The 23,693-nt window shown below is 46.6% G+C and carries 22 protein-coding genes; 7 read left to right on the top strand and 15 right to left on the bottom strand.

All coding sequences use genetic code 11. The annotated features are described in order from the left end of the window. Positions 1-8 precede the first annotated feature (8 nt). Together QTP81_RS07525 and QTP81_RS07520 are read right to left on the bottom strand one after the other, a co-directional pair. Positions 9-1,058, bottom strand: coding sequence for a CobW family GTP-binding protein (locus QTP81_RS07525; protein WP_289364739.1), 1,050 nt, complete (start codon positions 1,056-1,058; stop codon positions 9-11). Further along, the gene (locus QTP81_RS07520) at positions 1,055-2,428 is read right to left on the bottom strand and encodes an alkaline phosphatase PhoX (RefSeq protein WP_289364738.1); all 1,374 of its coding nucleotides are present in this window, start codon (positions 2,426-2,428) and stop codon (positions 1,055-1,057) included. The genes QTP81_RS07525 and QTP81_RS07520 overlap by 4 nt, the downstream gene beginning before the upstream one ends. 352 nt (positions 2,429-2,780) lie before the next feature. On the opposite strand from QTP81_RS07520, the gene QTP81_RS07515 reads away from it, so the two are divergent. Further along, positions 2,781-5,306, top strand: a complete 2,526-nt coding sequence (locus QTP81_RS07515) for a TonB-dependent receptor (protein WP_289365607.1) — start codon at positions 2,781-2,783, stop codon at positions 5,304-5,306. Positions 5,307-5,380: 74 nt separating this feature from the next. Here QTP81_RS07515 and QTP81_RS07510 read toward each other — a convergent pair whose 3' ends face one another. Together QTP81_RS07510 and QTP81_RS07505 are read right to left on the bottom strand one after the other, a co-directional pair. Then, the gene (locus QTP81_RS07510; protein ID WP_289364737.1) at positions 5,381-6,619 is read right to left on the bottom strand and encodes an ABC transporter permease; all 1,239 of its coding nucleotides are present in this window, start codon (positions 6,617-6,619) and stop codon (positions 5,381-5,383) included. Between the two features lie 2 nt (positions 6,620-6,621). Continuing rightward, entirely contained in the window at positions 6,622-7,302 is a 681-nt protein-coding gene (locus QTP81_RS07505; protein ID WP_289364736.1) for an ABC transporter ATP-binding protein, read from the bottom strand. Positions 7,303-7,400: 98 nt separating this feature from the next. Between QTP81_RS07505 and QTP81_RS07500 the strand changes: the two genes are divergently transcribed. Genes QTP81_RS07500 through QTP81_RS07490 form a run of 3 tightly spaced genes read left to right on the top strand, consistent with a single transcriptional unit; the run spans position 7,401 to position 9,141 of the window. Further along, positions 7,401-7,988 carry a DUF3299 domain-containing protein gene (locus QTP81_RS07500; protein WP_289364735.1) on the top strand — a complete coding sequence of 196 codons (588 nt, stop codon included), beginning with the start codon at positions 7,401-7,403 and terminating at the stop codon, positions 7,986-7,988. 6 nt (positions 7,989-7,994) lie between these two features. Then, positions 7,995-8,444 carry a hypothetical protein gene (locus tag QTP81_RS07495; RefSeq protein WP_289364734.1) on the top strand — a complete coding sequence of 150 codons (450 nt, stop codon included), beginning with the start codon at positions 7,995-7,997 and terminating at the stop codon, positions 8,442-8,444. Between the two features lie 28 nt (positions 8,445-8,472). After that, positions 8,473-9,141 (top strand): DUF3299 domain-containing protein, encoded by a 669-nt coding sequence (locus QTP81_RS07490; RefSeq protein ID WP_289364733.1) that lies wholly within the window; start codon positions 8,473-8,475, stop codon positions 9,139-9,141. Here QTP81_RS07490 and QTP81_RS07485 read toward each other — a convergent pair. After that, on the bottom strand, positions 9,138-9,545 hold the full coding sequence (locus QTP81_RS07485) for a MerC domain-containing protein (protein WP_289364732.1): 408 nt from the start codon (positions 9,543-9,545) through the stop codon (positions 9,138-9,140). The two genes, QTP81_RS07490 and QTP81_RS07485, sit on opposite strands and share 4 nt — an antisense overlap. A gap of 8 nt (positions 9,546-9,553) precedes the next feature. After that, the gene (locus QTP81_RS07480) at positions 9,554-10,159 is read right to left on the bottom strand and encodes a ZrgA family zinc uptake protein (RefSeq protein ID WP_289364731.1); all 606 of its coding nucleotides are present in this window, start codon (positions 10,157-10,159) and stop codon (positions 9,554-9,556) included. Positions 10,160-10,449: 290 nt separating this feature from the next. Here QTP81_RS07480 and QTP81_RS07475 point away from each other — a divergent pair, with 290 nt between their 5' ends. Then, a complete protein-coding gene (locus QTP81_RS07475; RefSeq protein WP_289364730.1) occupies positions 10,450-13,668 on the top strand; it encodes a S41 family peptidase in 3,219 nt (1,072 codons plus the stop codon). 109 nt (positions 13,669-13,777) lie between these two features. Beyond that, the gene (locus tag QTP81_RS07470; protein ID WP_289364729.1) at positions 13,778-15,181 is read left to right on the top strand and encodes an endonuclease/exonuclease/phosphatase family protein; all 1,404 of its coding nucleotides are present in this window, start codon (positions 13,778-13,780) and stop codon (positions 15,179-15,181) included. Positions 15,182-15,212: 31 nt separating this feature from the next. Here the strand turns inward: QTP81_RS07470 and QTP81_RS07465 are convergent, their stop codons facing one another. The 9 genes from QTP81_RS07465 to QTP81_RS07425 all read right to left on the bottom strand — a co-directional run bounded on the left by QTP81_RS07465 (position 15,213) and on the right by QTP81_RS07425 (position 22,635). Further along, on the bottom strand, positions 15,213-17,390 hold the full coding sequence (locus QTP81_RS07465; RefSeq protein ID WP_289364728.1) for a M3 family metallopeptidase: 2,178 nt from the start codon (positions 17,388-17,390) through the stop codon (positions 15,213-15,215). Positions 17,391-17,524: 134 nt separating this feature from the next. Further along, positions 17,525-18,541, bottom strand: a complete 1,017-nt coding sequence (gene arsB, locus QTP81_RS07460; RefSeq protein ID WP_289364727.1) for an ACR3 family arsenite efflux transporter — start codon at positions 18,539-18,541, stop codon at positions 17,525-17,527. Positions 18,542-18,551: 10 nt separating this feature from the next. Further along, complete coding sequence (gene arsH / locus QTP81_RS07455; RefSeq protein WP_289364726.1) at positions 18,552-19,268, bottom strand: arsenical resistance protein ArsH; 717 nt, start codon at positions 19,266-19,268, stop codon at positions 18,552-18,554. After that, on the bottom strand, positions 19,268-19,738 hold the full coding sequence (locus tag QTP81_RS07450; RefSeq protein ID WP_289364725.1) for an arsenate reductase ArsC: 471 nt from the start codon (positions 19,736-19,738) through the stop codon (positions 19,268-19,270). Before QTP81_RS07450 ends, arsH begins: the two co-directional genes overlap by 1 nt. A 17-nt stretch (positions 19,739-19,755) precedes the next feature. Further along, positions 19,756-20,088 (bottom strand): metalloregulator ArsR/SmtB family transcription factor, encoded by a 333-nt coding sequence (locus tag QTP81_RS07445; RefSeq protein ID WP_289365606.1) that lies wholly within the window; start codon positions 20,086-20,088, stop codon positions 19,756-19,758. Positions 20,089-20,186: 98 nt separating this feature from the next. After that, a complete protein-coding gene (locus QTP81_RS07440; RefSeq protein WP_289364724.1) occupies positions 20,187-20,621 on the bottom strand; it encodes an acyl-CoA thioesterase in 435 nt (144 codons plus the stop codon). Then, positions 20,618-21,790 carry an iron-containing alcohol dehydrogenase gene (locus QTP81_RS07435; protein WP_289364723.1) on the bottom strand — a complete coding sequence of 391 codons (1,173 nt, stop codon included), beginning with the start codon at positions 21,788-21,790 and terminating at the stop codon, positions 20,618-20,620. The genes QTP81_RS07440 and QTP81_RS07435 overlap by 4 nt, the downstream gene beginning before the upstream one ends. A gap of 125 nt (positions 21,791-21,915) precedes the next feature. Further along, the gene (locus QTP81_RS07430) at positions 21,916-22,326 is read right to left on the bottom strand and encodes a hypothetical protein (RefSeq protein WP_289364722.1); all 411 of its coding nucleotides are present in this window, start codon (positions 22,324-22,326) and stop codon (positions 21,916-21,918) included. Between the two features lie 27 nt (positions 22,327-22,353). Further along, entirely contained in the window at positions 22,354-22,635 is a 282-nt protein-coding gene (locus QTP81_RS07425; protein WP_289364721.1) for a hypothetical protein, read from the bottom strand. Positions 22,636-22,844: 209 nt separating this feature from the next. Here QTP81_RS07425 and QTP81_RS07420 point away from each other — a divergent pair, with 209 nt between their 5' ends. Then, positions 22,845-23,666 (top strand): class I SAM-dependent methyltransferase, encoded by an 822-nt coding sequence (locus QTP81_RS07420; RefSeq protein ID WP_289364720.1) that lies wholly within the window; start codon positions 22,845-22,847, stop codon positions 23,664-23,666. The last annotated feature ends 27 nt before the right edge of the window (positions 23,667-23,693 follow it).

The following is a 23,693-nucleotide window of genomic DNA, read 5'->3' as shown; positions in this document are numbered from 1 at the left end:
ACGGGAATTTAAACTCGTAAACCTAACTCAATTTCAATTTGGTCAGCAATTTTAATTGCCTGTTGTTCATCATCACTTAAAAACTCAATCCGCGAGTCTTTATCATAGGTGTGTTGAGTCACTTCCAATGAGCCATCAGCTAAATTAAAGCCATAGGTGCCCTGCTCAGTTTGCATCACCGCCTTTAATCGTTCGGTATCGATAGCGCCAAATAAGGTTTTCAATTTATCTAATTCAAATTTGCGTTGACCAGAACAGATCCAGCCATAGGAAAAGAACCCTTGCCCATGATTGGCCACTTTATAGACATCTTGAGAGCCCTCACCCAGTTCAATCGGTGAAGGCTGATAATAATGGTCTTCGAGCTTATGATGGTGACTGTGGTCATGGCTATGGTTTTGGTGGTGCTCATATTCTTGAGCATTTAGTTTGAGTTGCTCTGACTGGCGCTCTAAATCGTTCAAAAGTGATAACGCGAGCGGCTCCGTATGCGTGTACACACGAGGCTTATCACTAACACCAACCTCTTTGAGGTGCGCGATTAAATTGTGATTTTCTTGTGGTTCGTAATGTTCTGATTTAGTCACCACAATAGCATCGGCAATTTCCAGCTGCTCTCTAAACGTTGGATGCTCGCGCCAGCGCTGACTGCGCAACTTACGCGCATCGATCAACGTAAGCGTAGATTGTAATTTCAGAACCTCTTGATAATGGGACTCAGAGAGCGTTTGTAATACTTCTTTTGGATGCCCCAGCCCTGTGGGCTCAATCAAAAGCCTGTCGGGCTTTGCCGTGGCGAGTAATTGATTTAATGCAATTTGCATGGGGAGCCCTGATGTACAGCACATGCATCCACCCGGGACCTCACGAATAAATACTTGCTGATCAGGCGCGTTCATTAAGGCGCCATCAATGCCAACCTCACCAAATTCGTTAACTAATACTGCCCATTTTTCGTTTGCTGGTTTTTGCGTCAGTAACGAAAGGATTAGCGTCGTTTTACCAACACCTAAGGCTCCGGTTATGATGTTAGTTGGAACGGCTTGCACTTTACTCACGCCTTAAACTGCTCCCATGGTCCTTGAATGGCAATGGTTGCCGTGGGTGAATACAGATTCACAAATAATGTCGAGCCGTCGGGAGAGAAGCATACGCCTGCAGGTTCAGTCTGCCAGCGCACTGCGGCCAAATCATAGGTTTGTCCATCTTGGGTGACGCCTTTCAAATGGTTGTTTACCGTATCGGAATATTGGTCTTCGCACACAATTAAGTGGTCATTGGGTGCAATAACGATGTTATCACCGTAATTAAACGTGCTTTTATCGGGGCTCTCTAAAAACAAACTCAATTGACCCGGCGCTTCTTTTTCGGCTGGTGTACCTTCAGCCGACGAAGGCACGTAGCGCATGATTTGTCCAAGTTCCTCAGCACCACCGCTGGTGCAACAGAAATACATCTCACCATTGTCAAAATGGATACCTTCGCCACGCGCAAACACGGCAGCGCCTTTTGCGTGACCACGCTCACGAAGGTCGTCATTCTTTGAATATACGTCATCAAGCGTTATCCACTCACTGTCAAACGCTTGGAGCATTGGCATTTGTGGTGTTGACCAATTGCGCGTATCAAATTGTGGCTGACCTTTCACTGCCAGCGCCTGTAAAATACCGCCCTTTTGCAGTTGGCCCGGCTTATTGGGGATAAAACGATAAAACAAACTATCAGGCCGATCTTCAGTCAAATAAACGATTCCGGTACTGGGATCGATGCAAGTGGCCTCGTGATTGAATCGCCCCATATCTTTAAGCGGAATGGGGTCGACCAAACCAGTAGCGGATGCCGGTATCTCAAATACAAAACCGTGATCTTTACCTAGATGTTCAGATGCCGTTGCGACGTTTTCTTCGCATGTTAACCAACTGCCCCACGGTGTAGTGCCACCGGCACAGTTTCTAATCGTGCCAAGCAATGACATAAATTGGTCTTCAATTTGACCCGTCTTAGTGTTGTATATGATGTTGCTCGTGCCACCTGCCAAAGGATATTCGCCGTTAATGCTATCGTAGGCTTGATTTTTGAATGGCTGTAAATGCTTGAGCTGTTCTGCAAAGTCTTTTGATGGTGCAATCTCATGATTGCGCACTAGCACTACCCGTTCTTCATCAATGGCTATACAGCCCATGCCATCGGCGCGATCGGGCACAGGTAAGCCATCACTCATCATATCGCCTAACTTTGAAATAACGCGATAACTAAAACCAGCAGGCAAGTCCAAAATACCGTTGGGATCGGGCAAGAGCGGGCCGTACGCTTTCTCAGCGGCCATGGCGATGCGCGAAGGTGATGCGCCAAGTGCTTTGAAATGGGTAAATAATCCAGTAAAGGCCAGGCTAGCCATACCAAGATTAAACTGTCGTCTGGTAACCATGTTTATTCTCTAATTCTTCTGTACGTTTCTCATTCTTTTAAACCACACACCCTGCGTCGCAATAATCAAGCCGATACAATAGGTACACAGAACTGTTGTAAAATCAGTTTACACGCTTTTTTCAGATTTCCCGACTCAATCTACCGTGTATTTGGAAAATTATCGCGACAGTAAACTGGGTCAAAAATAAAGCTCTATTCCTCACCACCACAGGAAAAATGGCGGTTTAACGCGATGGGATGCACATTTTTTCCGTTCAATGTGTTTACTTGGCAATTGTGACAATATAACATACCAATCCATAAATTTAGTTACAATATAACATTACCAATCTTTTGGAATTTAAGCGGATATCATGAGAAAAACAAAGCTAGCATTATTGTTAAGCGCGGCATTTGCTATGCAGGCGAATGCCCAGTCACTGGAAGGCACAGTGGTCAATGAAAAAGGCGAGCCAATCCCAAATACTCATATTGTGTTAGAAGGTAGCAATATCGAAGTAAAAACAGATGAGTCAGGCAAGTTTACTTTCGACCGCTTGTCGATTGGATTGAATGAGCTACATTTTAAAGCTCAGGGTTATAGCCATTTACACACCCATGTTGAACTCGACAATACAGACCGCGAAAGCTTGACCTTTGTATTGAAGCGCTCCCCCATTGAAATCATCGATGTTACGGCTGTTCCGATTCACTTGTCAGCGATGGAATCCGCCCTACCTGTCAGCGTAATTGGTGGCGAAGAGCTTGACCGCCAACAAGCGGCTACGCTCGGTGATACGCTGGAAAGCCTTCCCGGTGTTCATTCTAATTTTCATGCCAAAGTCGCAAGTACCCCGGTTATCCGCGGACTCAGTGGCCCTCGGGTGTTAATCGCGCAAAATGGTTTGGATGTCAGTGACGTATCGCGCGTTGGTCCTGACCATGCTGTCGCTTCAGAAGCGTCTACCGCACAACAGATTGAGGTATTCCGCGGCCCCGCGACCTTGCTTTACGGCAGCGGCGCGATAGGCGGTGTGGTTAATGTTGTCGATCAGAGCGTGCCCAAAACTAACGAAACTCAAGGTGAGTGGCTAGTTCAAACTGGCACTGTCGATGACGAGAAACTTGGCGCGTTTAACTTTACTACTGGAACCGATAGTCTGGCCTTTTACTTTGATGGCTACTACCGCGACTCTGAAGATTACGAGATCCCTGGCGAAGCTGAGCTGCATGACGAAGATCATGAAGACGAACATGATCACGAAGGCGAGCACGGCGGTGACGGTATCGTTGAAAATAGCGCGGAAGAGTCCAGTGGATTTACTTTCGGCACTAGCTACCTGATGGATAACGGCTATATTGGTTTATCAATCGAGCAATTTAATCGTGAATATGGCATCCCGGGTCACAGCCACGGAGAAGAAGAGCACGGCCATGAAGACGAGCATGACGAGGAGCACGAAGAAGGTGTGCACGAGCACGGCGAGGAGGTTTATGCCGACCTTGAGCAAACGCGCGTTCAAATTCAAGGACAATTCGATTTTGCTGATGGTTTCTTTCGCCAAGTTAACGTGCGCGCAGGTTACACCGATTACGAGCACGCTGAAATTGAAGAGGGTGAAATCGGTACCGTATTCCAAAATGAAACTGTCGAATTTCGCTTAGACGGGTTCCACCGCAGCATTAACGACTTCAAAGGTGGTTTAAGTCTGCATTATAAAAACAGTGACTTTGTCGCTGAAGGCGAAGAAGCCTTTACCCCGCCGTCAGAAACAGAAATGCTCGCACTTGCACTTTTAGAAGAACGCCACTTCGGTGATTTCTTGTTCCAATTTGGTGCGCGTATCGAGCACGTTAATATCACCGCCGATGCAGTGCCTCTGCCGGAACTCGAGTCACATGGACACGATGAGCACGACGCAGACGACCACGATGAGGCGCATGAGCATGAAGGAGAGCATGAAGGCGAACACCACGATGAGTCACAGCTCTTTTCCTATGACGAAAGCTTCACACCGATTAGCTTATCGGCTGGTGTTGTATGGGATTACCAACCCGGTTACAACGTTGGTTTTGCCCTATCGCGTTCAGAGCGCGCGCCCTCCTCTGCAGAATTGCTGTCGTTCGGTCCGCACATCGGTACAGGTACGTATGAAATTGGCGCGCTATTTGTACCTGAAGAGCACGATGGCGAGACGGAATTTGAATTTAACGCTGATTTCGGTGAGCTAGAAACCTCTACCAATATCGATCTTACTTGGCGTAAAACCGAAGGTGATGTTGGCTTCATCTTCAATTTGTACTACAACCAGATTGATAACTATTACTATCAATTAGATACCGGTTTGTATGCCGAAGATGGACATGATCACGAAGAAGAGCATGGACATGAAGAAGACATGCATGACGACGAGATGCACGAAGATGAGCACGAGCATGAAGGTGAATTGCCCGTTTTGCGATTCGCGCGTGACGATGTGATATTAAACGGTTTTGAAGCGCAAGTTAGCTGGCAGATGAATGACGAGTTTATTCTGTCTGGTTTCGCTGACTACGTAAGAGCCCGTTTAAAAGACGGTGGCGACCTACCGCGTACGTCACCCATGCGTTTTGGGACAAGTTTGTCGTATCAAACCTCAGACTTAACCGCCAACCTGGATATCACTCGTTACCAGTCGCAAGACCGCATTGCCGAGTTCGAAACGGCTACTGATGGTTACACCCTTGTGGATCTAGACGTGGCTTACACGCTACCGGTGATGAATCAATCCATGGAGGTTTACTTTAAAGGTGAAAACCTTGGCGATACAGAGGCGCGTGTGCATACGTCATTCCTCAAAGACTTGGCACCTCGTCCAGGTCGTAACTTAGTTCTGGGTATTCGCGGTACTTTCTAAGCAACTCCCTGACAGAAAAAGAGCATCGTTGGCAACAACGATGCTCTTTTTTTTAGCGTTTTACCTAACGGCTCTTAACGTGTATTCGACAACTGCTGCAAGATCGCGCTTTTATACGCCTCATAACAAGGTAACGCTGCTGTGATAGTTGTCGCTGTAATCACTCCCAAACTGACGTACAAGAGTTCCAGCGTAAATATATTCCAGGTTAAGAACAGGCCATATTCAGCGGCCAAAAACTCATTTAGGCTAAATAGTGCACCGGTCAAGATCACAATCGCTGAAACTATTGCCAATATTGCCAGCAATAACGCTTCCAATAAGATGAGCGTCACAATCGTCTTGGGTCCCGCCCCCAAAATTCTCAGTACCGCTATCTCATTGCGCCGTTCATGCATGGACGCGAGCAACATCGTCGACAAGCCAAATAAGGCTGATATTAATACCAACACAGCAATGAAACGCAGAATATTTTCAACTGTTCCCACCAATGACCACAACTCGGTCATCGCAACACCGGGTAGTACTGCCATTAAGCGGTCGCTCGGATAGTTATTGATTTCTCGCTGTAAACGAAAAGTCGCTAAGCGCGAATTGAGCCCCAATAACACGGCTGTGATTGTCGCTGGCTCAAGTTCTACTGCGTTGGGATCGTCAACCAATTCAAGTAACTTTGAGACCGGTAAGTGAATCGCTTCAATCGCTTCGAGACTCACATGCACAGTTTTATCTACTGGCGTTCCCGTCCGCTTAAGAACACCCGCGATGCGAAATGGTGCTTGGTCATGGTTTTTAAAACTGGTCGCGCCAATACCGTGGGCGATGACTATTTCATCATCAACTTTATATCCGAGCTCTTCAGCTACATCAGCGCCAATGACGGTTTCAAATAGGCCGCTAAAAGCCTCACCCGTCTCGATAGTTAAGGCGCGGTCACTGCCATAGCGAAAGTGCTCAAAGTAGCTTTTATTGGTGCCTACCACGCGAAACCCCTTGTGAGAATCACCCAAGGATATGGGAATAGCCCAATCGACCAATTGATTTTCCGCTAATAATTCATAACTGCTGTATTTGATATTATTAGTCGGTGAGCCCAAGCGGAATACTGAGTACAACAGTAAATTTAGCTGTCCACTCGGTGCACCAACAATCAAGTCAGTGCCAGATATCGACCGATTGAAACTGTTTTTGGCCTCAAGTCGAGTGTGCTCAACACTGAACAACACTAAAAGACTAATAGTTAACGATAAAAACGTCAGAATTGCGGTTTTCTTGCGGCTAATTAAGCTCAGTTTGGCAACAGTCAGCAACATGATTAATGCTCCTCTACTGCAAACAGTGATGCAACATCTAACGATTGATGAAAGTATTTCGCTAACGATTGGTCGTGACTGACGAATATCATCGTCGTATTCTTGCGCTTTGCTACATCCATCAGAACCTGCATAAAGGCATCGCGTGCCGAGCTATCCAGTGCCGAAGTAGGCTCGTCAACTAATAAGATTTCGGGGGAATTGATCAAGGCTCGCACAATAGCCACCCTTTGTTGTTGACCAACGCTGAGTTGACTAACCGGCTGCATCAAAACCTCTTCAGGTAATGCCAAGCTTGCTAGCATTGCTTTGACAGACTCTATGTCTGTTTTGTTGTTAGCGAAGTAACCGGCCAGTTCTATGTTTTTAAGCACAGGTAAATACGGAATCAAATTGAACACTTGGAAAACTACACCGATATGCTTTGCTCTAAACGCATCCGTTGCAGCGCCTTTCATAGCACCGAAGTTTTCGCCCAATAAATGCAAATCACCATTAAGGGGCTTTAATATGCCCGACAGTAAATTCAGCACTGTAGACTTGCCGGTGCCAGATTTGCCGTGTAGAAATACAGTATCCCCGGCTTCGACCTGCCACTTAGGAATGTGGAATAACGGGTTGTGTTTATTTTTACCGCGATATTGATAATGAAGGTTTTGAATATCAATAGCTATGTTAGTCACTGCGATTCACTCTTTAAAAAACTGCTAAAGGCCAAATATATTTCATTGATAAGGCTGATGTTATAACATACATACACCGTTTCAGGGGGAAAAGAGCATTGAGTTTACAAGCTTTCCGTAAGTTTCTGCTTACATCATTTGCCGCATTTAGCGTTGTCTTGTTGTTTTCGTTTAACATCCAAGCAGAAGATAAGGTCGAATATCAAACGATTGAATGGATTGAGCTACTTCCTATTGATGACCTCAATGTCTATTTAAATCCTCCGGAATTATTGAGTGGCATTGAAGACGGATCATCGATGGACAATATGTCGACCTTAAATGATCTGAAAGACGTTGACGAAGACACCAAGCGCTTTTATGAAGTGTTAAAATCTGATCGAGTGGTGAGTGAACTTGAGAATAAAGCGATTCGTATCCCTGGTTTCGTTGTGCCGTTGGCCAATGATGAAAACAATCTAGTCACTGAGTTTTTTGTAGTTCCTTACTTTGGCGCTTGTTTGCACCTGCCGCCACCTGCACCCAATCAGATCCTGTATTCAAAAACCGACGAAGGTTTCGAATTAGATTCACTACAGCAACCCTTTTGGTTTGAAGGCACATTAAAAATCGAGCAAAGTGAAACTGATCTTGGTATATCTGCGTATCGACTTATGCTTGATTCATTGCAATTGTACGAGGAGTAGACTGAAATGAAACGCTTAATGACATCGTCAACTGCGCTAGTTTTTCTAGCTGCCACAAGCGCAACATTTGCGTGCGAATTTCATGACACTCCAATGTTTGGCGCATTCGGTGCCAATCACCCGATGATGAGTAAAGCCGAGGCGCCCACAAACGAAGAGGGGTTCGTACTCAAACACCCGCGTGCCATGGCGATTAAAGTCAATGAGCCTGGTGTGGTGAAAATCAACTATCAGTTGCCGCTAGATTATCGCGATGCGCAGTTGGAGTTCTCCAGCCAGGATGATTTGCGTTTAGGTGCTGACGCGCCAGTAGCCATTGGCCAGTTAGACGGCGAGTATTCGTTGAATTTCTCAGCGCAAAGCAAAGGTACGCACTACGTTAAGATTCGTGTTTCAGCTGAGCGCAATGGCGCCCCGTACACCTATGTGCAACAAGTAAAGGTTGTTGCTTTTTAATTGTTTTAGCCCTTGAATTAAGGCTTTCATGCGCAATAAATTACTGCTGCCGTTCACATTCATTTTTTTGTTATTCGGCATGATTGTTAGCTATATCGTCATCAATAACGATAGCGCATTGCAAGTCATGTTGAGCTTTGATTCTGGTAGCGTTTATACCACTGATGACCAAGCCCTCTTAGCTCAATACGTACACTCAGACCGAATCGACATCCAGTGGTCACAGCTGCTTCCCGAGTATGAAAAACAGATACTCAGTGAATATCAAACTAAGCAACCCGAAACTGTTTCTGATCTGACTGAAAAAATTCTCCGTTCGATTGAAGCCAGCAGTGATTTAGACTATCAAGCAGCCATGCGCTCTACGCAAACCGTGAGTGACTTTGATGGGAAAGCGGTAAGTATTCCGGGGTTTGTAGTGCCAATTGAGTTTCACCCTGACCAAACGCCCAGTTTGGTTTTTATTGTGCCGTATTACGGTGCGTGTATTCATTTTCCACCACCGCCACCCAATCAGATTATTTTCGCGCGACTCTCCCCGGGCTTTCAACTGCCAGCGTTGAGCGAGGCATATCTGTTTTCTGGAATTCTCAATCAAGGCTTATACGAGGACCCGTTAGGAACCTCAGCATATGAATTAGCGGTGTCTGAAATAAATGAGTTTATCGGCCAGCCAGACGATTTTCGTTCGCACTAGGCACTTTCGGTAATCACGCACGCAGGTCTGCGACGCAGTGAAAAGTTCTTCAGATGACCATATGCGATAAACAAAGAGCCTGCCACTGTAAGGCCAATTTCACCCACCTCACCAAAGATATCATGACCAAATGCTGCAGCGATGATTAGTAGTGCCATGCCAACACAGCTGATCGTTGCAACACGGGCGTTGCGGTGATGATAAAAACCAAAAATTACGGCAAATGTGCTAATTGGCAAAACAAAAAACAATAGCCAAAGATGAAAAATTTCATCATCAAACACCAGCCATCCCGAAATAGCAGGTACCAGCACCATTACAACGGGTAACAGTAAACATTGCAACGTACAAAGGATCGACAGACTGATCGCTGTTTTATCTGCCGCATCAACAATTTTTCGCATTAAAGTTCCTAATTATCAAACTTCAAGGTTCGAGACGCTGGTGTTAAGGTCGTTGCACCTTGCCCACTCTCGGTAAACCACTCGGTATTTAATTCATTCAGACCAAACGCACCGTCAAACACATTGATAACGAATTCATTCGTCGCGTTTTCACACGTGAACGTCAGTGTAAATTCGACGCTGTAATGTTCACCATGATGCTCATGACCGTCATGGTCATGATGCTCGTGTTTATCTTGGTGGTGATGAGCATGCTTATCGTGGTCGTGGTCATGCTCGTGATGCTCATCAACTGCACTTAAAAACACTTCATCGATTGCATGTTCAGCCCCTCGTAAACGACAACCTGCTTCTGCTATCACCAAGGCTTTGTTGTTTTCTACCGCGTTGATGTAAGTCTTTATACGTGCAGTTTCCGCATCACTCGTCGGTAAGTGCTCAAAACCAATCGCGTTTGCTGCCGGGATTTCGAACATCAATTCCCAGGTTTGATTTTCTTGACCAACGAATAATTTGCCAGCGCCATGCACATGCGGTTGCTGTGCGATAGCTGTAGCTGAGCCAAGCAAGCACAGGGTACACATTGGAATTAGCCTATTCAAAACAACTTTCATTGACGCACTTTTCCATCGGTGAAAATCTTATAGCGTGATATTATAACATACTAACAACGCAAAGGTAGATCTTGTGACAGCTAAAAAAACATAACTTATTTAGTGTGTTAAATAAGCGTTAGGTCAAATAAAGCGATTAACAAGACCGATGACATAGCACTTTGTAAACAACCGACTATCATCGAACATCAACTCAACAGATCGTTGAAAAGCACTCGCCATTTTATGGCTAAGTGCACTATATTTATCGCCTTGCAACTCAAGCGATATCACTGATAACGGAATGACAGATGAGATTAAAACACTATAAAATACTCACCCTACTACTCGCGTTCATAGCAGGTAACGCGCACAGTTACTCGACAGAAAACACGCGCCTGCTTAGATTTGCTGACATTCACCAAGACAAAGTTACATTTGTTTATGCTGGCGATATCTACATTGCCGACTACACTACTGGCGAAAGTCAACGCTTAACCGACCATATTGGTTATGAAGTGTTTCCTAAGTTTTCACCTGACGGCTCTAAAATCGCCTTCTCAGCTGAATACAATGGCAGTCGCCAAGTCTATGTAATGAACGCTGATGGCTCGGGTGTAAAACAACTGACGTTTTATAACGATGTCGGCCCAATGCCACCACGCGGTGGCTTCGATTACCGTATCTTAGACTGGACCTCCGATGGACAGTACATCGTATTTAGAGCCAACCGTTTGCCTTGGGGCGTGCGCATGGGACAGCCGTATAAAGTATCGGTAAATGGCGGTATGGAAGAACCACTTCCCATCCCTGAAACAGGTGGAGGTATGCTAACACCGGATGGCACTAAATTTGTTTACACGCCGATTGACCGTGAGTTTCGAACATGGAAGCGCACACGCGGTGGCCGTGCTCAAGATGTTTGGGTTTACGATTTAGAAAACCATACATCTGAGCAACTCACTGAGCATCGCGCTACCGATCAGCAACCAACAGTGGTCGGCGATAACATTTACTTCGTTTCCGACCGCGAATTTACGCTCAACTTGTACAAGTACCAACGCAGCGGTGAGCCCGTAAAACTGACTAACCATTCGACTTTCGATGTGCTTTGGCCTTCAGCAGGTCCTAACGCTATTGTGTATGAAAATGGTGGCTACCTGTATCGATTCGACCCGCAAACTAATGAGACAACTCAGTTAACCATTAACATCCCTGGCGTGCGTCAATACGCAGAGCCTTACAGTCTTAACGCGAGTGGCTTTATTGATTCGATGAGTGTTGATAACAGCGGCAAGCGCGCGTTATTCACCGCGCGTGGGGAGCTATTTTCAGTACCCAAAAGCAATGGTGTCACGCGCAACTTGTCACACTCCCCTGCCAGTCGCGAGATTGCAGCGAGTTGGTCGCCTGATGGTCAGTACATTGCCTACTTAAGCGATGCCACTGGCGAATATGAGATTTACCTAAAAGATCGTCTCAACGACGGTGAGAGCCGCCAATTAACTAGCAACGGCACGATTTGGCGCCATACACCTATCTGGTCAGCGGACAACAAAAAACTGCTCTTTTCTGATCACAATCACATTTTGTGGGTGTTGGATATTGAGACTGCCAAACAAACTCAAATTGATACCGCGCGCTTTGACGAGGATGGGTTAACTGAATATACATGGTCGCCCAATAGCAATGATGTGGTCTATGTTAAAAACGATGAAAACCGTTATAGCTCACTGTGGTTGTATAGCCTAGATAGCGGCAATGTGATGCGCCTTACCGACAGCATGACTTCAGAGCGTAATCCTACTTTCTCACCCGACGGTAACTATTTATTCTTCACCTCAGAGCGTGATTTCAATCTCACTTTTGGCAGTTACGAGTTCGATTATTTATATAACAAAGCCACGCGCATCTATGGTGTTGCGGTTAACGACAATGTGCCAGCTCTTAACGGTTTGCAAAGTGATGAGGTGGCGATTGCAGGTACAACTGACGAAAAGAGTGAGAGCGCGTTGAGTAATGCGGTTCAAGCTGATCGTTTTGCACAGCGCGTTGAAGTTCTCGCCGCCCCTGCGGGAGATTATCGTGCGTTAACAGGCACCAACAATGGTGTGTTGGCAATGTCTGGGTCAACTTTACATATCATCAGCACAGGCAGAGAAGGTAAAGTCCAGACCGTTGCCAATGGTGTAAATGCTTATGTGGTATCAGCGAATACCGACCACGTGCTAGTCCGCTCAGGTGATAAGTACAGCATTGTTGAAGCGAAAGAAAATCAAGATCTTGATAAAAACAAGATCGCGCTTGATGACATGATGCTCAAAATTGACCCTCGTGTAGAATGGGCGCAAATGTACACCGAAGGTTGGCGAACGCTGCGCGATTGGTTCTATGATGAAAACCATCACGGTCAAGATTGGGAAGCGATCCGCGACACCTATGCACCACTGGCTGCAGCAGTGGCACATCGTGTCGACCTTGATTATGTATTCAGTGAAATTGCTGGTGAGCTCAACGCTGGCCACATCTATGTTCAATCGGGTGATATGCCCAAAGCCGAGCGCAAAAAACACGGTTTACTTGGTGCAGAGTTAGTCAAACATCGATCTGGATATGCGCAAATTGCGAGTATATTTGAAGGTGAAAATTGGCATGAGAACTTCCGTTCACCACTTGATGAGCCAGGCGTAAGAGCCAGTGCCGGTGATTATATTATTGCGATCCAAGGCCAGAGCACGGCAGACGTTGACAATGTTTACGAGCTACTCGAAAACACCCAAGGCCGCACCATTGAGCTGATACTGAGCAGTTCTCCCAACGAACGGGATACGTGGACAGTGCTGGTTAAGCCCATTGCCAGTGAGCAAGGCTTGCGTTATCGCCAGTGGGTTAAATCACGAATGGACTATGTTGACCAACTATCGGGCGGCAAGATTGGTTATGTACATTTACCGAATACGCATTTAGATGGTCACCGCGAGCTATTTAAAACCTTTATGCCGCAAACCACTAAAGACGCGTTAATCATCGACGATCGCTACAACGGTGGTGGTTTTATTCCAGAGCATATGCTCACTTGGTTAGCGCGCAAGCCGCTGAACTACTGGAAGCGCCGTGGTGTTGAGCCGACACAAACACCGCAGCTTGCTCATGACGGCCCTAAAGCGATGTTGATAAATGGCTATTCAAGTTCGGGGGGCGATGCGCTGCCGTATTACTTTAAACAAGCCGGTTTAGGTTTACTGATTGGTACCCGCACGTGGGGTGGCTTAATCGGTATCTCGGGTAACCCATCACTGGTTGATAACGGCCAAGTTATCGCGGCGACATTCCGCATTTTGGATAACGAAGGTAACTGGATCATAGAGAATGAAGGTGTGGTGCCGGACATCGAAGTTATTGACCGTCCAGAGTTGGTGTACAAAGGACAGGATCCCTCGCTAGAACGTGCAGTCGAGGAATTGCTCAAAGAGCTTGAGCGCAATCCCAAGCGCGAATTGACTGTGCCAGACGCTCCGTCTGAGTTCTAACGGTTTATTACGCGAACGCTAGTTACGGCGAATTCTATTATTGGAATTCGCCGTTTTTGTTTTATCCTGATAGTTAATATCTCTAGTTCTTATTAAGTTGAGAAGATTTATGTTCAATTCTGCCGTTAAAGTCGCTGTCGTTAGCGTGCTTTCATCCATATTATTTGCCTGCTCGGTGGCCAAACACGAACAAGAGGTTGTAGAAACAACACCAGAATCTGTGACTTTCGCCCAGTTTAATGTGTCATTTGCTCACGATGGTGATCCCACTGAAAACTTTGCTCAGTGGATTGAATTTATGAATATGTCGGTTGCGCAACAGGATGCGTTGATTGACGGTTGGCGAACGAAGAGCCTTAACGAGGCGGATCACCGCCTCGCAGAACGCATCATTCAAATCCGCAATGTCGCGGCCATTATCCAAATTGTGCGCCCGGATGTGCTACTGCTTAACGAATTTAACAACGACGGCTACGGTGAGAATTATCAAGCGTTGCAAGGCTTTCAAGCTAATTATCTAAGTATTAGCCAAAATCTCGATAGCGTAGATGGTGGCAAAAGCTTAGCGCCTATCACCTACCCATTTGTTGCCAACTACGCCACCAATACTGGCCTACCGTCGGGTATGGATTTAGCTAATAATGGTTACTCGCCAACCAACCCTAATGATGCCTACGGCTTTGGGTTTTACCACGGGCACTACGCATTTGCCTTGATGTCGAAATACGAAATTGATACTGCCAATACACGTACTTTCCAAACCTTTAAGCGCAAAGATTTGCCCCAAGCTGTTAATCCCACCATTAATGTGTGTGATGGTAGTCGGCAGATCCCAGACGGCATGCAATGCGGCGATAACTGGTTTAGCGATGACGAATGGCAAGCCATCCGGTTATCATCAAAAAATCACGTCGATGCGCCAATCCGTATTCCAACAGCCAACGGCGATAAAGTAATACACGCACTATTAGCGCACCCAACACCGCCTGGGTTTGATACCGTTACCGATAACAATAAGTATCGCAACAGTGCTGAGAATCAATTCTGGCGTTACTACATCGATGGTTTTGCCGGTATCTATGACGATAAAGGCCAATTTGGTGGTTTTAGTGGTGACAGCTTTGTAATTATGGGGGATCTAAATGCCGATACCGTTTGGGGCCGCACTACGGATTCGCGGTTTAATGGCATACAGCAGCTGCTCAATCAACCCTATATTCACCCTGAGGTTATCCGCATTGATGGCAAATTTTTACCGACCTCAAGCGGAGCAACTGAAGAGCCAAATCGCCGTGACCACCCCTTCCCGCCGATGCGTACAGCAACCTTTGGCAGTAAAGCTGACTATGCAGTGCCTTCAGCAGATTTGACGGTCGTTGAGACTGGTGTGTATTGGCCTGCAGAAGGCGAGCCAGGGCGCTTACTGATGAACGATGCCCGCATTGGTAAACGCGGTACCGATAAAGAGGTATCGTCTGACCACCGACTGGTCTGGGTAACCATAGCGCTATAAGAAAAAAGGCCTGCGATTGCAGGCCTTTTGTTTAGTTGAAACCGCGGTTTCTCAGCAGCGCGTCGGTTGTTGGTGCGCGACCACGGAAGTTGGTATACGCATCAAGGTAGTTAAGTGTGTCGCCACGACTGTAGATGTAATCATACAAACGCTTTGACGTCTCTTCATCAAAGATATCATTGACTTCTAAGAAAGCGTCAAAACCGTCAGCGTCGAGGATCTCAGACCACATATAGGCATAGTAGGCTGAGTCATAACCACCGGCAAAGATGTGACCAAAATGCGTACTGCGGTGACGCATGATGATTTCCTCAGGCTTACCTAATGCGGTTAACACTTCATCTTCAAATGCGCGAACATCGATTTCACCAACGTCTTCCATGCGGTGATAGGCCATATCAACCAATGCTGATGCAGTGTATTCAACGGTAGCAAAACCTTGGTTAAAGTTGCCCGCATCTTTAATTCGCTGTAGCAGTTCTGCAGGCATAGGCTCGTTCGTTTGATAGTGACGTGCAAACTTTTCAAGCATATAGGGTTGTTCAATAAAGTGTTCGTACAACTGCGCTGGGAACTCTACCCAGTCGCGCGGCACATTAGTACCAGCAAGCGTTGGATATTTAACATTGGACAACAAACCGTGTAATGCATGACCAAATTCGTGGAACAAGGTAACCGCATCAGAGAAAGTCATGAGCGTTGCTTCACCTTCAGCCGGCTTGTTTAAGTTCATGTTGTTGATGATCAATGGCTTCACATCACCCGCAAGTTTCTGCTGGTTGCGGAATGAGCTCATCCAAGCACCTGTGCGCTTAGTAGGACGCGCATAGTAATCGCCGTAGAACAATCCGATTGCGTTACCCGCAGCGTCTTTCACTTCCCATACACGAACGACAGGATTGTATACCGGAATATCGTTGCGCTCTTCGAACGTCAAACCGAACAAACGGTTTGCCACGTAGAATTTCGCTTCGATCATGTTCTCCAATTCGAAGTATGCTGCGACTTCCGCTTGGTCAAGGTCAAAGCGGGCTTTGCGCACTTTCTCCGCATAGTAACGCCAATCCCACGGTGCAAGTTCAAAGTCTGCGCCTTCTTCAGCCATTAGCTCAAGGATCCACTGACGCTCTTTTTCAGCTTGAGCAACTGCCGGCGCCCATACTTTCTCGAGTAGCTCCATTGCAGCTTCTGGTGTTTCAGCCATGGTATTGGTCAACACGTAGTCTGAGTGGTGCTTGTAACCCAATAACTTGGCGCGCTCGGCGCGTAATTGCACAATTTCTTCAACGTTTTCTTTATTATCGAATTCGTTGTCATTATCGCCGCGTAGCGCCCAGCCTTTGAACGCCTTTTCACGTAAATCGCGGCGCGCAGAAAACTGCAGGAACGGCTCAACACTAGAACGGTTCAATGTGATCGCATATTTACCAGGCATTTCTCGCGACTCAGCTTGCGCTTTTGCTGCGTCAATGGCGGATTGGGGTAGACCGTCAAGATCTGACTCTTCCAATACCAAAATGAATTCGCGTGAATCGTTGAGCATGTTTTGACCAAACTCTGTGGTCAAGGCACTGATGCGTTCGTTAATAGCGGCTAGACGCTCGCGCGCTTCACCTTCAAGGTTGGCACCAGTGCGCACAAAGCCATCGTACAAGCGTTCAATAAGACGCATTTGTTCAGCGGATAAGTCTGAATCGTTACGCGCGTCATAGACTGCCTTAACGCGTTTGAATAACGCTTCATTCATTTGAATTTGATTGCTGTGGCGAGTCAACATCGGTGATATTTGACGCTGTAGCTCTTGCAATTCAGGGCTCGACTCAGTCCCCGTTAAGTTGAAGAAGACGCGTGCGACGCGGGTTAACTCAGCGCCCGCCAGTTCCATTTGGTCGATGGTGTTGGCGAAGTTTGGTACGCTATCATCATTGGCAATCGCGTCGATTTGCGCCATATGCATCGCCATGGCCTTTTCAAATGCTGGCATGAAATGTTCAGTTTTAATCTCACCAAACGGAGGTGCACCAAAGGGGGTATCCCAGTCAGTAAAAAATGGATTGGTATCCGCAGCTACAGTATCAGCTTGTGCAGTATCTGCCGCCGCCGGTGTATCTTCCGGAGTAGTTTCAGGTTGCTTGGAGCACCCACCTAGCCACAGGGCAGCACTAATAACTGACGCTGTAGCCAATAAACGGTAAGGTTTATTCGGCATTTTATTTCCTCGTTAGTACTTTATTTTCTGCGCGCTTTAATCGACGCTTGTGAACTGCTCAATGTTATAACGTAATAATCGAGGAAACATCAGTTTTCGATAAACTTAATCTGGGTGCGATGAATTGCATAGGATTACGCAAACCAATGCCGGGTGCGATTAGCAAACCACACCAGTGACAACATTACCGGTACCTCGACTAGTACGCCTACCACGGTGGCCAGCGCAGCTCCTGAATGTAAGCCAAAAAGTGATATTGCTACGGCTACGGCCAGCTCAAAGAAGTTCGACGTGCCGATCATACACGCGGGAGCTGCTACGTTATGCGGTAACTTCATGCGCTTGGCAACGAAATAGGCGATAGCAAAAATACCGTAGGTTTGAATGAGCAGAGGTATTGCAATTAAAACAATGGCTTCAGGCTTGGCCAAAATCGTCTCCGATTGAAAGCCAAACAATAGAGTAACGGTTGCAATCAGGCCAATCATTGACCACGGTTTTAGCGTAGCCAGAAAGCTATTTACCTGCGAATGGTCGCCTGCTCTATCCAATTTTTTGCGGGTGAATGCCCCCGCGAGTAGTGGGATCAACACATAAAGAACCACTGACAGCAGCAGGGTATCCCATGGTACTGTGATATCCGTCACGCCCAACAATAATCCCGCGATAGGTGCAAATGCGAAGATCATTATGATGTCATTAATCGACACCTGAACCAGTGTGTAATTCGCATCACCTTTGGTCAGCTGGCTCCACACAAATACCATCGCCGTGCAAGGTGCAACACCAAGTAAAATCATACCGGCAATGTATTCAGTCGCCGTTTGAGGATCGACCCAGTCGGCAAAAACCCCTTTAAAGAACAACCAGCCCAACAGCGCCATTGTGAAAGGTTTTATCAACCAATTAACCACCAACGTAAGGGCTAACCCTTTCGGCTTTTTCCCCACATCTTTAATTGATGAAAAATCGATTTGCACCATCATTGGATAGATCATCAACCATATCAGTGCCGCAATCACTAAATTAACATGCGCATATTCAAATGTTGCGATAACGGCAAATGCCTTGGGAAAAAAGCTTCCAAGCGCGATACCAGCAATAATAGCTAAACCGACCCACACCGATAAATAGCGTTCAAATAGTCCCATTGTTATCTCCCTAGAGTGAGCGTTGGTTGACGCGTTGACTCACCTGCTCAGCCGACTCTACGCGTTCAGAGTAACGGTCGACAAAATGGTCTTTGTTACCGCGCAGCAATAACGTGAATTTCATTAACTCTTCCATCACGTCAACAATGCGGTTGTAGTACGCAGAAGGCTTCATGCGATCGTTGTCGTCAAACTCCAGAAAGGCCTTTGCTACGCTGGACTGGTTAGGAATGGTGACCATCCGCATCCAGCGTCCCAGTACGCGTAATTGATTGACCACATTAAAGGACTGTGAACCACCGCAAACTTGCATCACTGCCAACGTTTTGCCTTGCGTTGGACGCACACCACCAAGGTTCAGTGGCACCCAATCAATTTGACTTTTAAATATGCTCGTCATCGAACCATGGCGCTCAGGCGAACACCACACCTGCCCTTCCGACCACATCATTAATTCTCGTAACTCTTGTACCTTAGGGTGATCAGCATCAGTCGTATCTGTCTGGGGTAAGCCTTCGGGGTTAAATATTTTCACCTCAGCCCCCATACGCTCAAGAATACGCGCTGATTCTTCTACGACCAAGCGACTAAACGAGCGCTCGCGAAGCGAGCCATAAAGCAACAAAATCCGTGGTGCATGGGCTAAATCAATGGATTGTGCACGCTCGAACGAAGGCGCTGCAAATTGAGTCTCGTCAACATTAGGTAAACTAGTGTCTCGAATCATTACTCCGCTCCCAGCTCATAAAGTGCACGTTTGAGTTCGTTACCCGATAGTTGCTTGTTTGCTAGCGGTAAAAGCAGTTCAACCCGTTGGCGGATGCTATCCATGCAGGCTTTAAAAGCCGCCGCTTTTTCAGCATCGCTCCCCTCAAGTTTGGATGGATCTGCCAACCCCCAATGCACTCTGACCGACTTGCCAAACCACACTGGACAAGACTCACCAGCCGCAGAATCACACACAGTAACCACTACATCGGGTACAAAGTCTTCAAACTCATCCCATGATTGGCTGCGCAACTCTGTAGTAGCAATCCCCGCCTCCGCAAGGTATTGAATCGATAGCGGATGTACTTCACCTGATGGCTGGCTGCCCGCGCTCCGCGCTTCAATGTGCGCGCCGGCTATGTGATTAGTGATCGCTTCAGACAGAATGCTTCTGCACCGATTGTGAGTACATATATATAAGATTTTCATGAGAGTCCTTTAGGGTTTTAGCAGCAGGATATGGATTGCTTAAACGCTTTTAACTTAGAGAGCGCCGCGGCATAGTAATCAGGGTTACTGTTGGCGGTGTCGCAAAGGACGCCTTGCGCCCACGCGGGTAGTTCTTTATGCAAGCGGTAATACACCCACTTTCCGCGGCGTTCATCTTGCACGATATTGCATTTGCGCAACTCAGCTAAGTGACGCGATACTTTGGGTTGATCTAGCTCTAGCGCAGCGATCAAGTCACATACGCACGCTTCTTCAAGCTGACTGATAAGTAACAGTGACTTCAAGCGCGTGTCATCAGATAAACATTTGAAAAACTGTAATGGAGACATTTTCACATTCGATATTCCACATATGTGAATTATCATATATGTGAAAATCCATATGTCAATACAAAAGAGATTTAACAACTATTGTTGAAACGGTAAATTTAGTGCTTAAGTAGCTCCAGCGCAGAACGCAATGCCCCGTCTATTCTAATTGGTCGCTGGGTGCTGCGATCTACAAACACATGGGTCATATGCCCCAGTGCACACGCTTGTTCACTGTCTTGTTTGAATAACGCAACTTGATAAGTAACGGAACTGTTGCCCATTTCGGTGACTTTCAGTCCGGCTAATAACTCTTCTGGGTATGCAATCGGTGCAAAAAACTGGCACTTTGACTCGACAATAAAGCCAACGCTATCCCCTGCGTGAATATCCAATCCGCCAACCTCGATCAGATAGCGATTAATAACTGAATCAAAATAGGCGTAATAGGTCACATTATTCACATGGCCATACACATCGTTATCTGCCCAGCGGGTTTGCACGGGATAAAAGGTTGAGAAATCGCCTTTGCTAACTTCACTCGTATTGCTCATGATAAGTCTCCATTGAGCGCTGCGGTGTAAATAGCAATCGCATCATCTCGCTTGATTTCAAGTGGGTTATTAACCAACAGGCGCGTTTGTAACATAGCATCATCGGCAAGCATATCGATGTGACTTTCTCGAATATTGCAGTCGCGCAATGTTTGAGGAATACCGAGCTTACCCGACAGTTCATAGAAATAAGCCGCTAGCGCAGCGCCTGACGTGTTGGGTGTGCAGCTAACTCCCATAATATCAGCAACCGCTTGGTAATCATGCTTGGCCGCGGGCGTATTAAAGCGCAGTACATAAGGCAACACTAGTGCGTTACTCAATCCATGTGGGATATGAAAGTGCCCACCTAACGGATATGCCAGTGCGTGTACACCACCAACAGGCGCATTGGCAAATGCCTGACCGGCCCAAAAAGCACCGAGTAACATGGCTTGCCTAATCGAGTGACTTTCTGGGTTTTCACAGGCTAACTCAATATGACTCGACAGCTTTTCCAATGCTTGAATGGCAAGAGCATGTGACATTGGATTGCGTTTGTGCCTACTTGTTATCGCTTCAATGGCGTGTACCATGGCGTCGATTCCCGTGGCAGCTGTTACATGACGTGGTAAACCTACCGTTAGACTCGCATCGAGTACAGCTACATCGGGGAGCAGTAGAGGCGAAACAATTCCAGCCTTGGTAGTCTCACCGGTAGTAATCACAGCGACGGGCGTTGCTTCAGAGCCTGTTCCAGCTGTCGTTGGGATAAGTATTAATGGCAGGCGCTTACCTCGGACTTGTTCGACGCCATAGAGGTCCCGTAAGTCTTGTTCGTCCTGGGGCACTTGCGTGCATGCTAACCGCGCGATTACCTTGGCAGTATCCAAGGAACTACCGCCACCAAACCCAATGATACCGTCACACTGCTGTTGTTGAGCGAGTTGATATGCATCTCGCACGATCTGCTCTGGCGGGTCAGCAATTACATCTGCGTACACAACAAATTGAACATTTGAAGATAAATGCTCGGTGAGCTTCTCTAACAAGCCTGCGTTGACGATACCTTGGTCGGTCACCACCATCGGGCGTCGAGTTTGCAGTGAATTTAAGGCCTCTACTATCTGCTTCAAACTGCCGCTGCCACATATCACTTTCGGTACGGTAATGAACTCAAAATTCAGCATTGCAAACCACTCAAACAAATTGATTAGTTACTATCCTAGCTCAGGGTATTCAAGCTAATTATTGTGATTGCCAATTGTGAACTATAAATTCAATGTATAACGATGTGTGGGAATGAGAAAATCAGCTACCAGCCAGAAGGCCGCTCACTTGATAAGCCGTGTTTTTGATAACTGGTTAAAATCACCTGTTCATCTTGACTGCGAACAAAATCAATAGATTTTTGACGCGTTACAAATGGTGCCAAAAAATCAGCTTGCCCGACTTCTCGTTGCCACCATGCCTCGAGAACCTGATTGCGGCGGTCGAGGTCTATACTGGCAATATCTACAGCGGGAGCTGAGACTTTTAGATCGGTAATCAGCCACTCGCGCATATCAATAATCATGCCCCAGGGTTGATTGCGGATCCGCCCCATGTTGGCCGAAAGTTGGGTTAGGTAATTAAGGTCGGCAGATACATTCCATTGCCCTTTAAGCTTCACCCATAGCACATCACCCGATTTTTGTACGGTAAATGTCGGTGCGGGCGTCGTCATAGGCCATCTCTTGTACTTAATGAGCGTTTAGTGCTCGCCCCTATACTCATCTAACTCAGCTTCAAGAATATCGTTTCGTTGATGAATCGGCAGCAATTGTTGATGAAACTCAACATGAGCAAGGGCTGCGGTTCCGAGCGATTGATTGTTTTGACAATCCACGCCCCTTGCAGCAAGTTTAGCACAGGTTTCACGGTCCAATGTTGTATTAGATATTGAACTGTCGACAGTTGTACATCCGCTGGTTACGAACAAAATGCCAACAGCTATACCAAGAGTCGTTAGCTTGCCGAGTTTGTGTGGGTACATATGGATTCCATGTAACGCAACTATCTACTGCTAAGATTGCAACAGTTAGTAAACAGTTCCATTGAAATGTAAAAACGATGAAAGTAATAATTTTTGAGCTGTTTTTCACTAAAAGTTAACCGAAACTCGTCATTTTCACGTATCGTTTTTCAAACAATTGATACTGACTTCAACCGCATAGTAAAGCAACAATAAACAACGGAGGATCTATGTTTAAATACACCACTGCGCGTCTATCTCAGACACTTGCCGCCAGCTGCATAGTGCTGATGTCTTTTACCAACCCCGCACTGGCTGATGATCAACTCAAAGCCGCAATAAGCGCGCCTGAACGCGCTGATGAGAGTGTGCGTGACCAGTATAGAAACCCCTACGAGACCCTCGACTTTTTCGGTATTAAACCGGGTATGACTGTGGTTGAGTTAGCACCAAGTGGTGGTTGGTATACCGAGATCCTCGGGCCCTACTTAGCCGAAGAAGGCCAGTTGATTGCCGGACACTTTAATATGGAACGTGAAAACGCACCTGGTTATTTCGCGCGTGCGATGGCGGCGTATCAAAAGCGCATTGCCAATAAAGAACGGTTTGGTGAGATTACTATTTTACCTTTTGACCCACCGGTGAAAAGCAGCTTAGGTGAGCCTGAATCAGCTGATATGGTAGTATCTTTTCGCAGCGTTCACGGCTGGAAGCGGGATGGCGTTTTTGCTGATGTCGTTAAATCTGTGCATGAAGTACTTAAGCCGGGCGGTGTATTCGGCATCGTTGGTCATAGATTACCTGAAGACGGTGATGACAGCGTGTTCACTGGGTACGTAAAGCAAAGCTGGGTTATCGAAATAGCTGAAGCAAATGGTTTGACCTTTGTTGAAGCCTCTGAGGTGAACGCCAATCCAAATGACACTGCGGATCACGCCAACGGTGTGTGGTCATTACCTCCGTCTCTAAACGTTGATGACGACGCACAAAAAGAGCGCAACCGTCAAATTGGTGAAAGCGATCGTTTTACCTTAAAGTTTGTTAAGCAATAAATTATTAGGGGCCGTTGGCCCTATTTC

Origin of the sequence: Neoalteromonas arenosi (assembly GCF_030362855.1) — a bacterium.
Taxonomy (GTDB): domain Bacteria; phylum Pseudomonadota; class Gammaproteobacteria; order Enterobacterales; family Alteromonadaceae; genus Alteromonas_E; species Alteromonas_E arenosi.
Note: the sequence above shows the minus strand (reverse complement) of the source record. Positions and strands in the feature narration are given on the sequence as shown.

What these genes read in the sequence shown, in the direction of transcription:
- QTP81_RS07520 (WP_289364738.1), bottom strand. Translation starts at nt 2,428, where the DNA reads ATGGTTACCAGACGACAGTTTAATCTTGGTATGGCTAGCCTGGCCTTT.
- QTP81_RS07510 (WP_289364737.1), bottom strand. Translation starts at nt 6,619, where the DNA reads ATGTTGCTGACTGTTGCCAAACTGAGCTTAATTAGCCGCAAGAAAACC.
- QTP81_RS07495 (WP_289364734.1), top strand. Translation starts at nt 7,995, where the DNA reads ATGAAACGCTTAATGACATCGTCAACTGCGCTAGTTTTTCTAGCTGCC.
- QTP81_RS07490 (WP_289364733.1), top strand. Translation starts at nt 8,473, where the DNA reads ATGCGCAATAAATTACTGCTGCCGTTCACATTCATTTTTTTGTTATTC.
- QTP81_RS07485 (WP_289364732.1), bottom strand. Translation starts at nt 9,545, where the DNA reads ATGCGAAAAATTGTTGATGCGGCAGATAAAACAGCGATCAGTCTGTCG.
- QTP81_RS07480 (WP_289364731.1), bottom strand. Translation starts at nt 10,159, where the DNA reads ATGAAAGTTGTTTTGAATAGGCTAATTCCAATGTGTACCCTGTGCTTG.
- QTP81_RS07475 (WP_289364730.1), top strand. Translation starts at nt 10,450, where the DNA reads ATGAGATTAAAACACTATAAAATACTCACCCTACTACTCGCGTTCATA.
- QTP81_RS07470 (WP_289364729.1), top strand. Translation starts at nt 13,778, where the DNA reads ATGTTCAATTCTGCCGTTAAAGTCGCTGTCGTTAGCGTGCTTTCATCC.
- QTP81_RS07465 (WP_289364728.1), bottom strand. Translation starts at nt 17,390, where the DNA reads ATGCCGAATAAACCTTACCGTTTATTGGCTACAGCGTCAGTTATTAGT.
- arsB (WP_289364727.1), bottom strand. Translation starts at nt 18,541, where the DNA reads ATGGGACTATTTGAACGCTATTTATCGGTGTGGGTCGGTTTAGCTATT.
- arsH (WP_289364726.1), bottom strand. Translation starts at nt 19,268, where the DNA reads ATGATTCGAGACACTAGTTTACCTAATGTTGACGAGACTCAATTTGCA.
- QTP81_RS07450 (WP_289364725.1), bottom strand. Translation starts at nt 19,738, where the DNA reads ATGAAAATCTTATATATATGTACTCACAATCGGTGCAGAAGCATTCTG.
- QTP81_RS07445 (WP_289365606.1), bottom strand. Translation starts at nt 20,088, where the DNA reads ATGTCTCCATTACAGTTTTTCAAATGTTTATCTGATGACACGCGCTTG.
- QTP81_RS07440 (WP_289364724.1), bottom strand. Translation starts at nt 20,621, where the DNA reads ATGAGCAATACGAGTGAAGTTAGCAAAGGCGATTTCTCAACCTTTTAT.
- QTP81_RS07435 (WP_289364723.1), bottom strand. Translation starts at nt 21,790, where the DNA reads ATGCTGAATTTTGAGTTCATTACCGTACCGAAAGTGATATGTGGCAGC.
- QTP81_RS07430 (WP_289364722.1), bottom strand. Translation starts at nt 22,326, where the DNA reads ATGACGACGCCCGCACCGACATTTACCGTACAAAAATCGGGTGATGTG.
- QTP81_RS07425 (WP_289364721.1), bottom strand. Translation starts at nt 22,635, where the DNA reads ATGTACCCACACAAACTCGGCAAGCTAACGACTCTTGGTATAGCTGTT.
- QTP81_RS07420 (WP_289364720.1), top strand. Translation starts at nt 22,845, where the DNA reads ATGTTTAAATACACCACTGCGCGTCTATCTCAGACACTTGCCGCCAGC.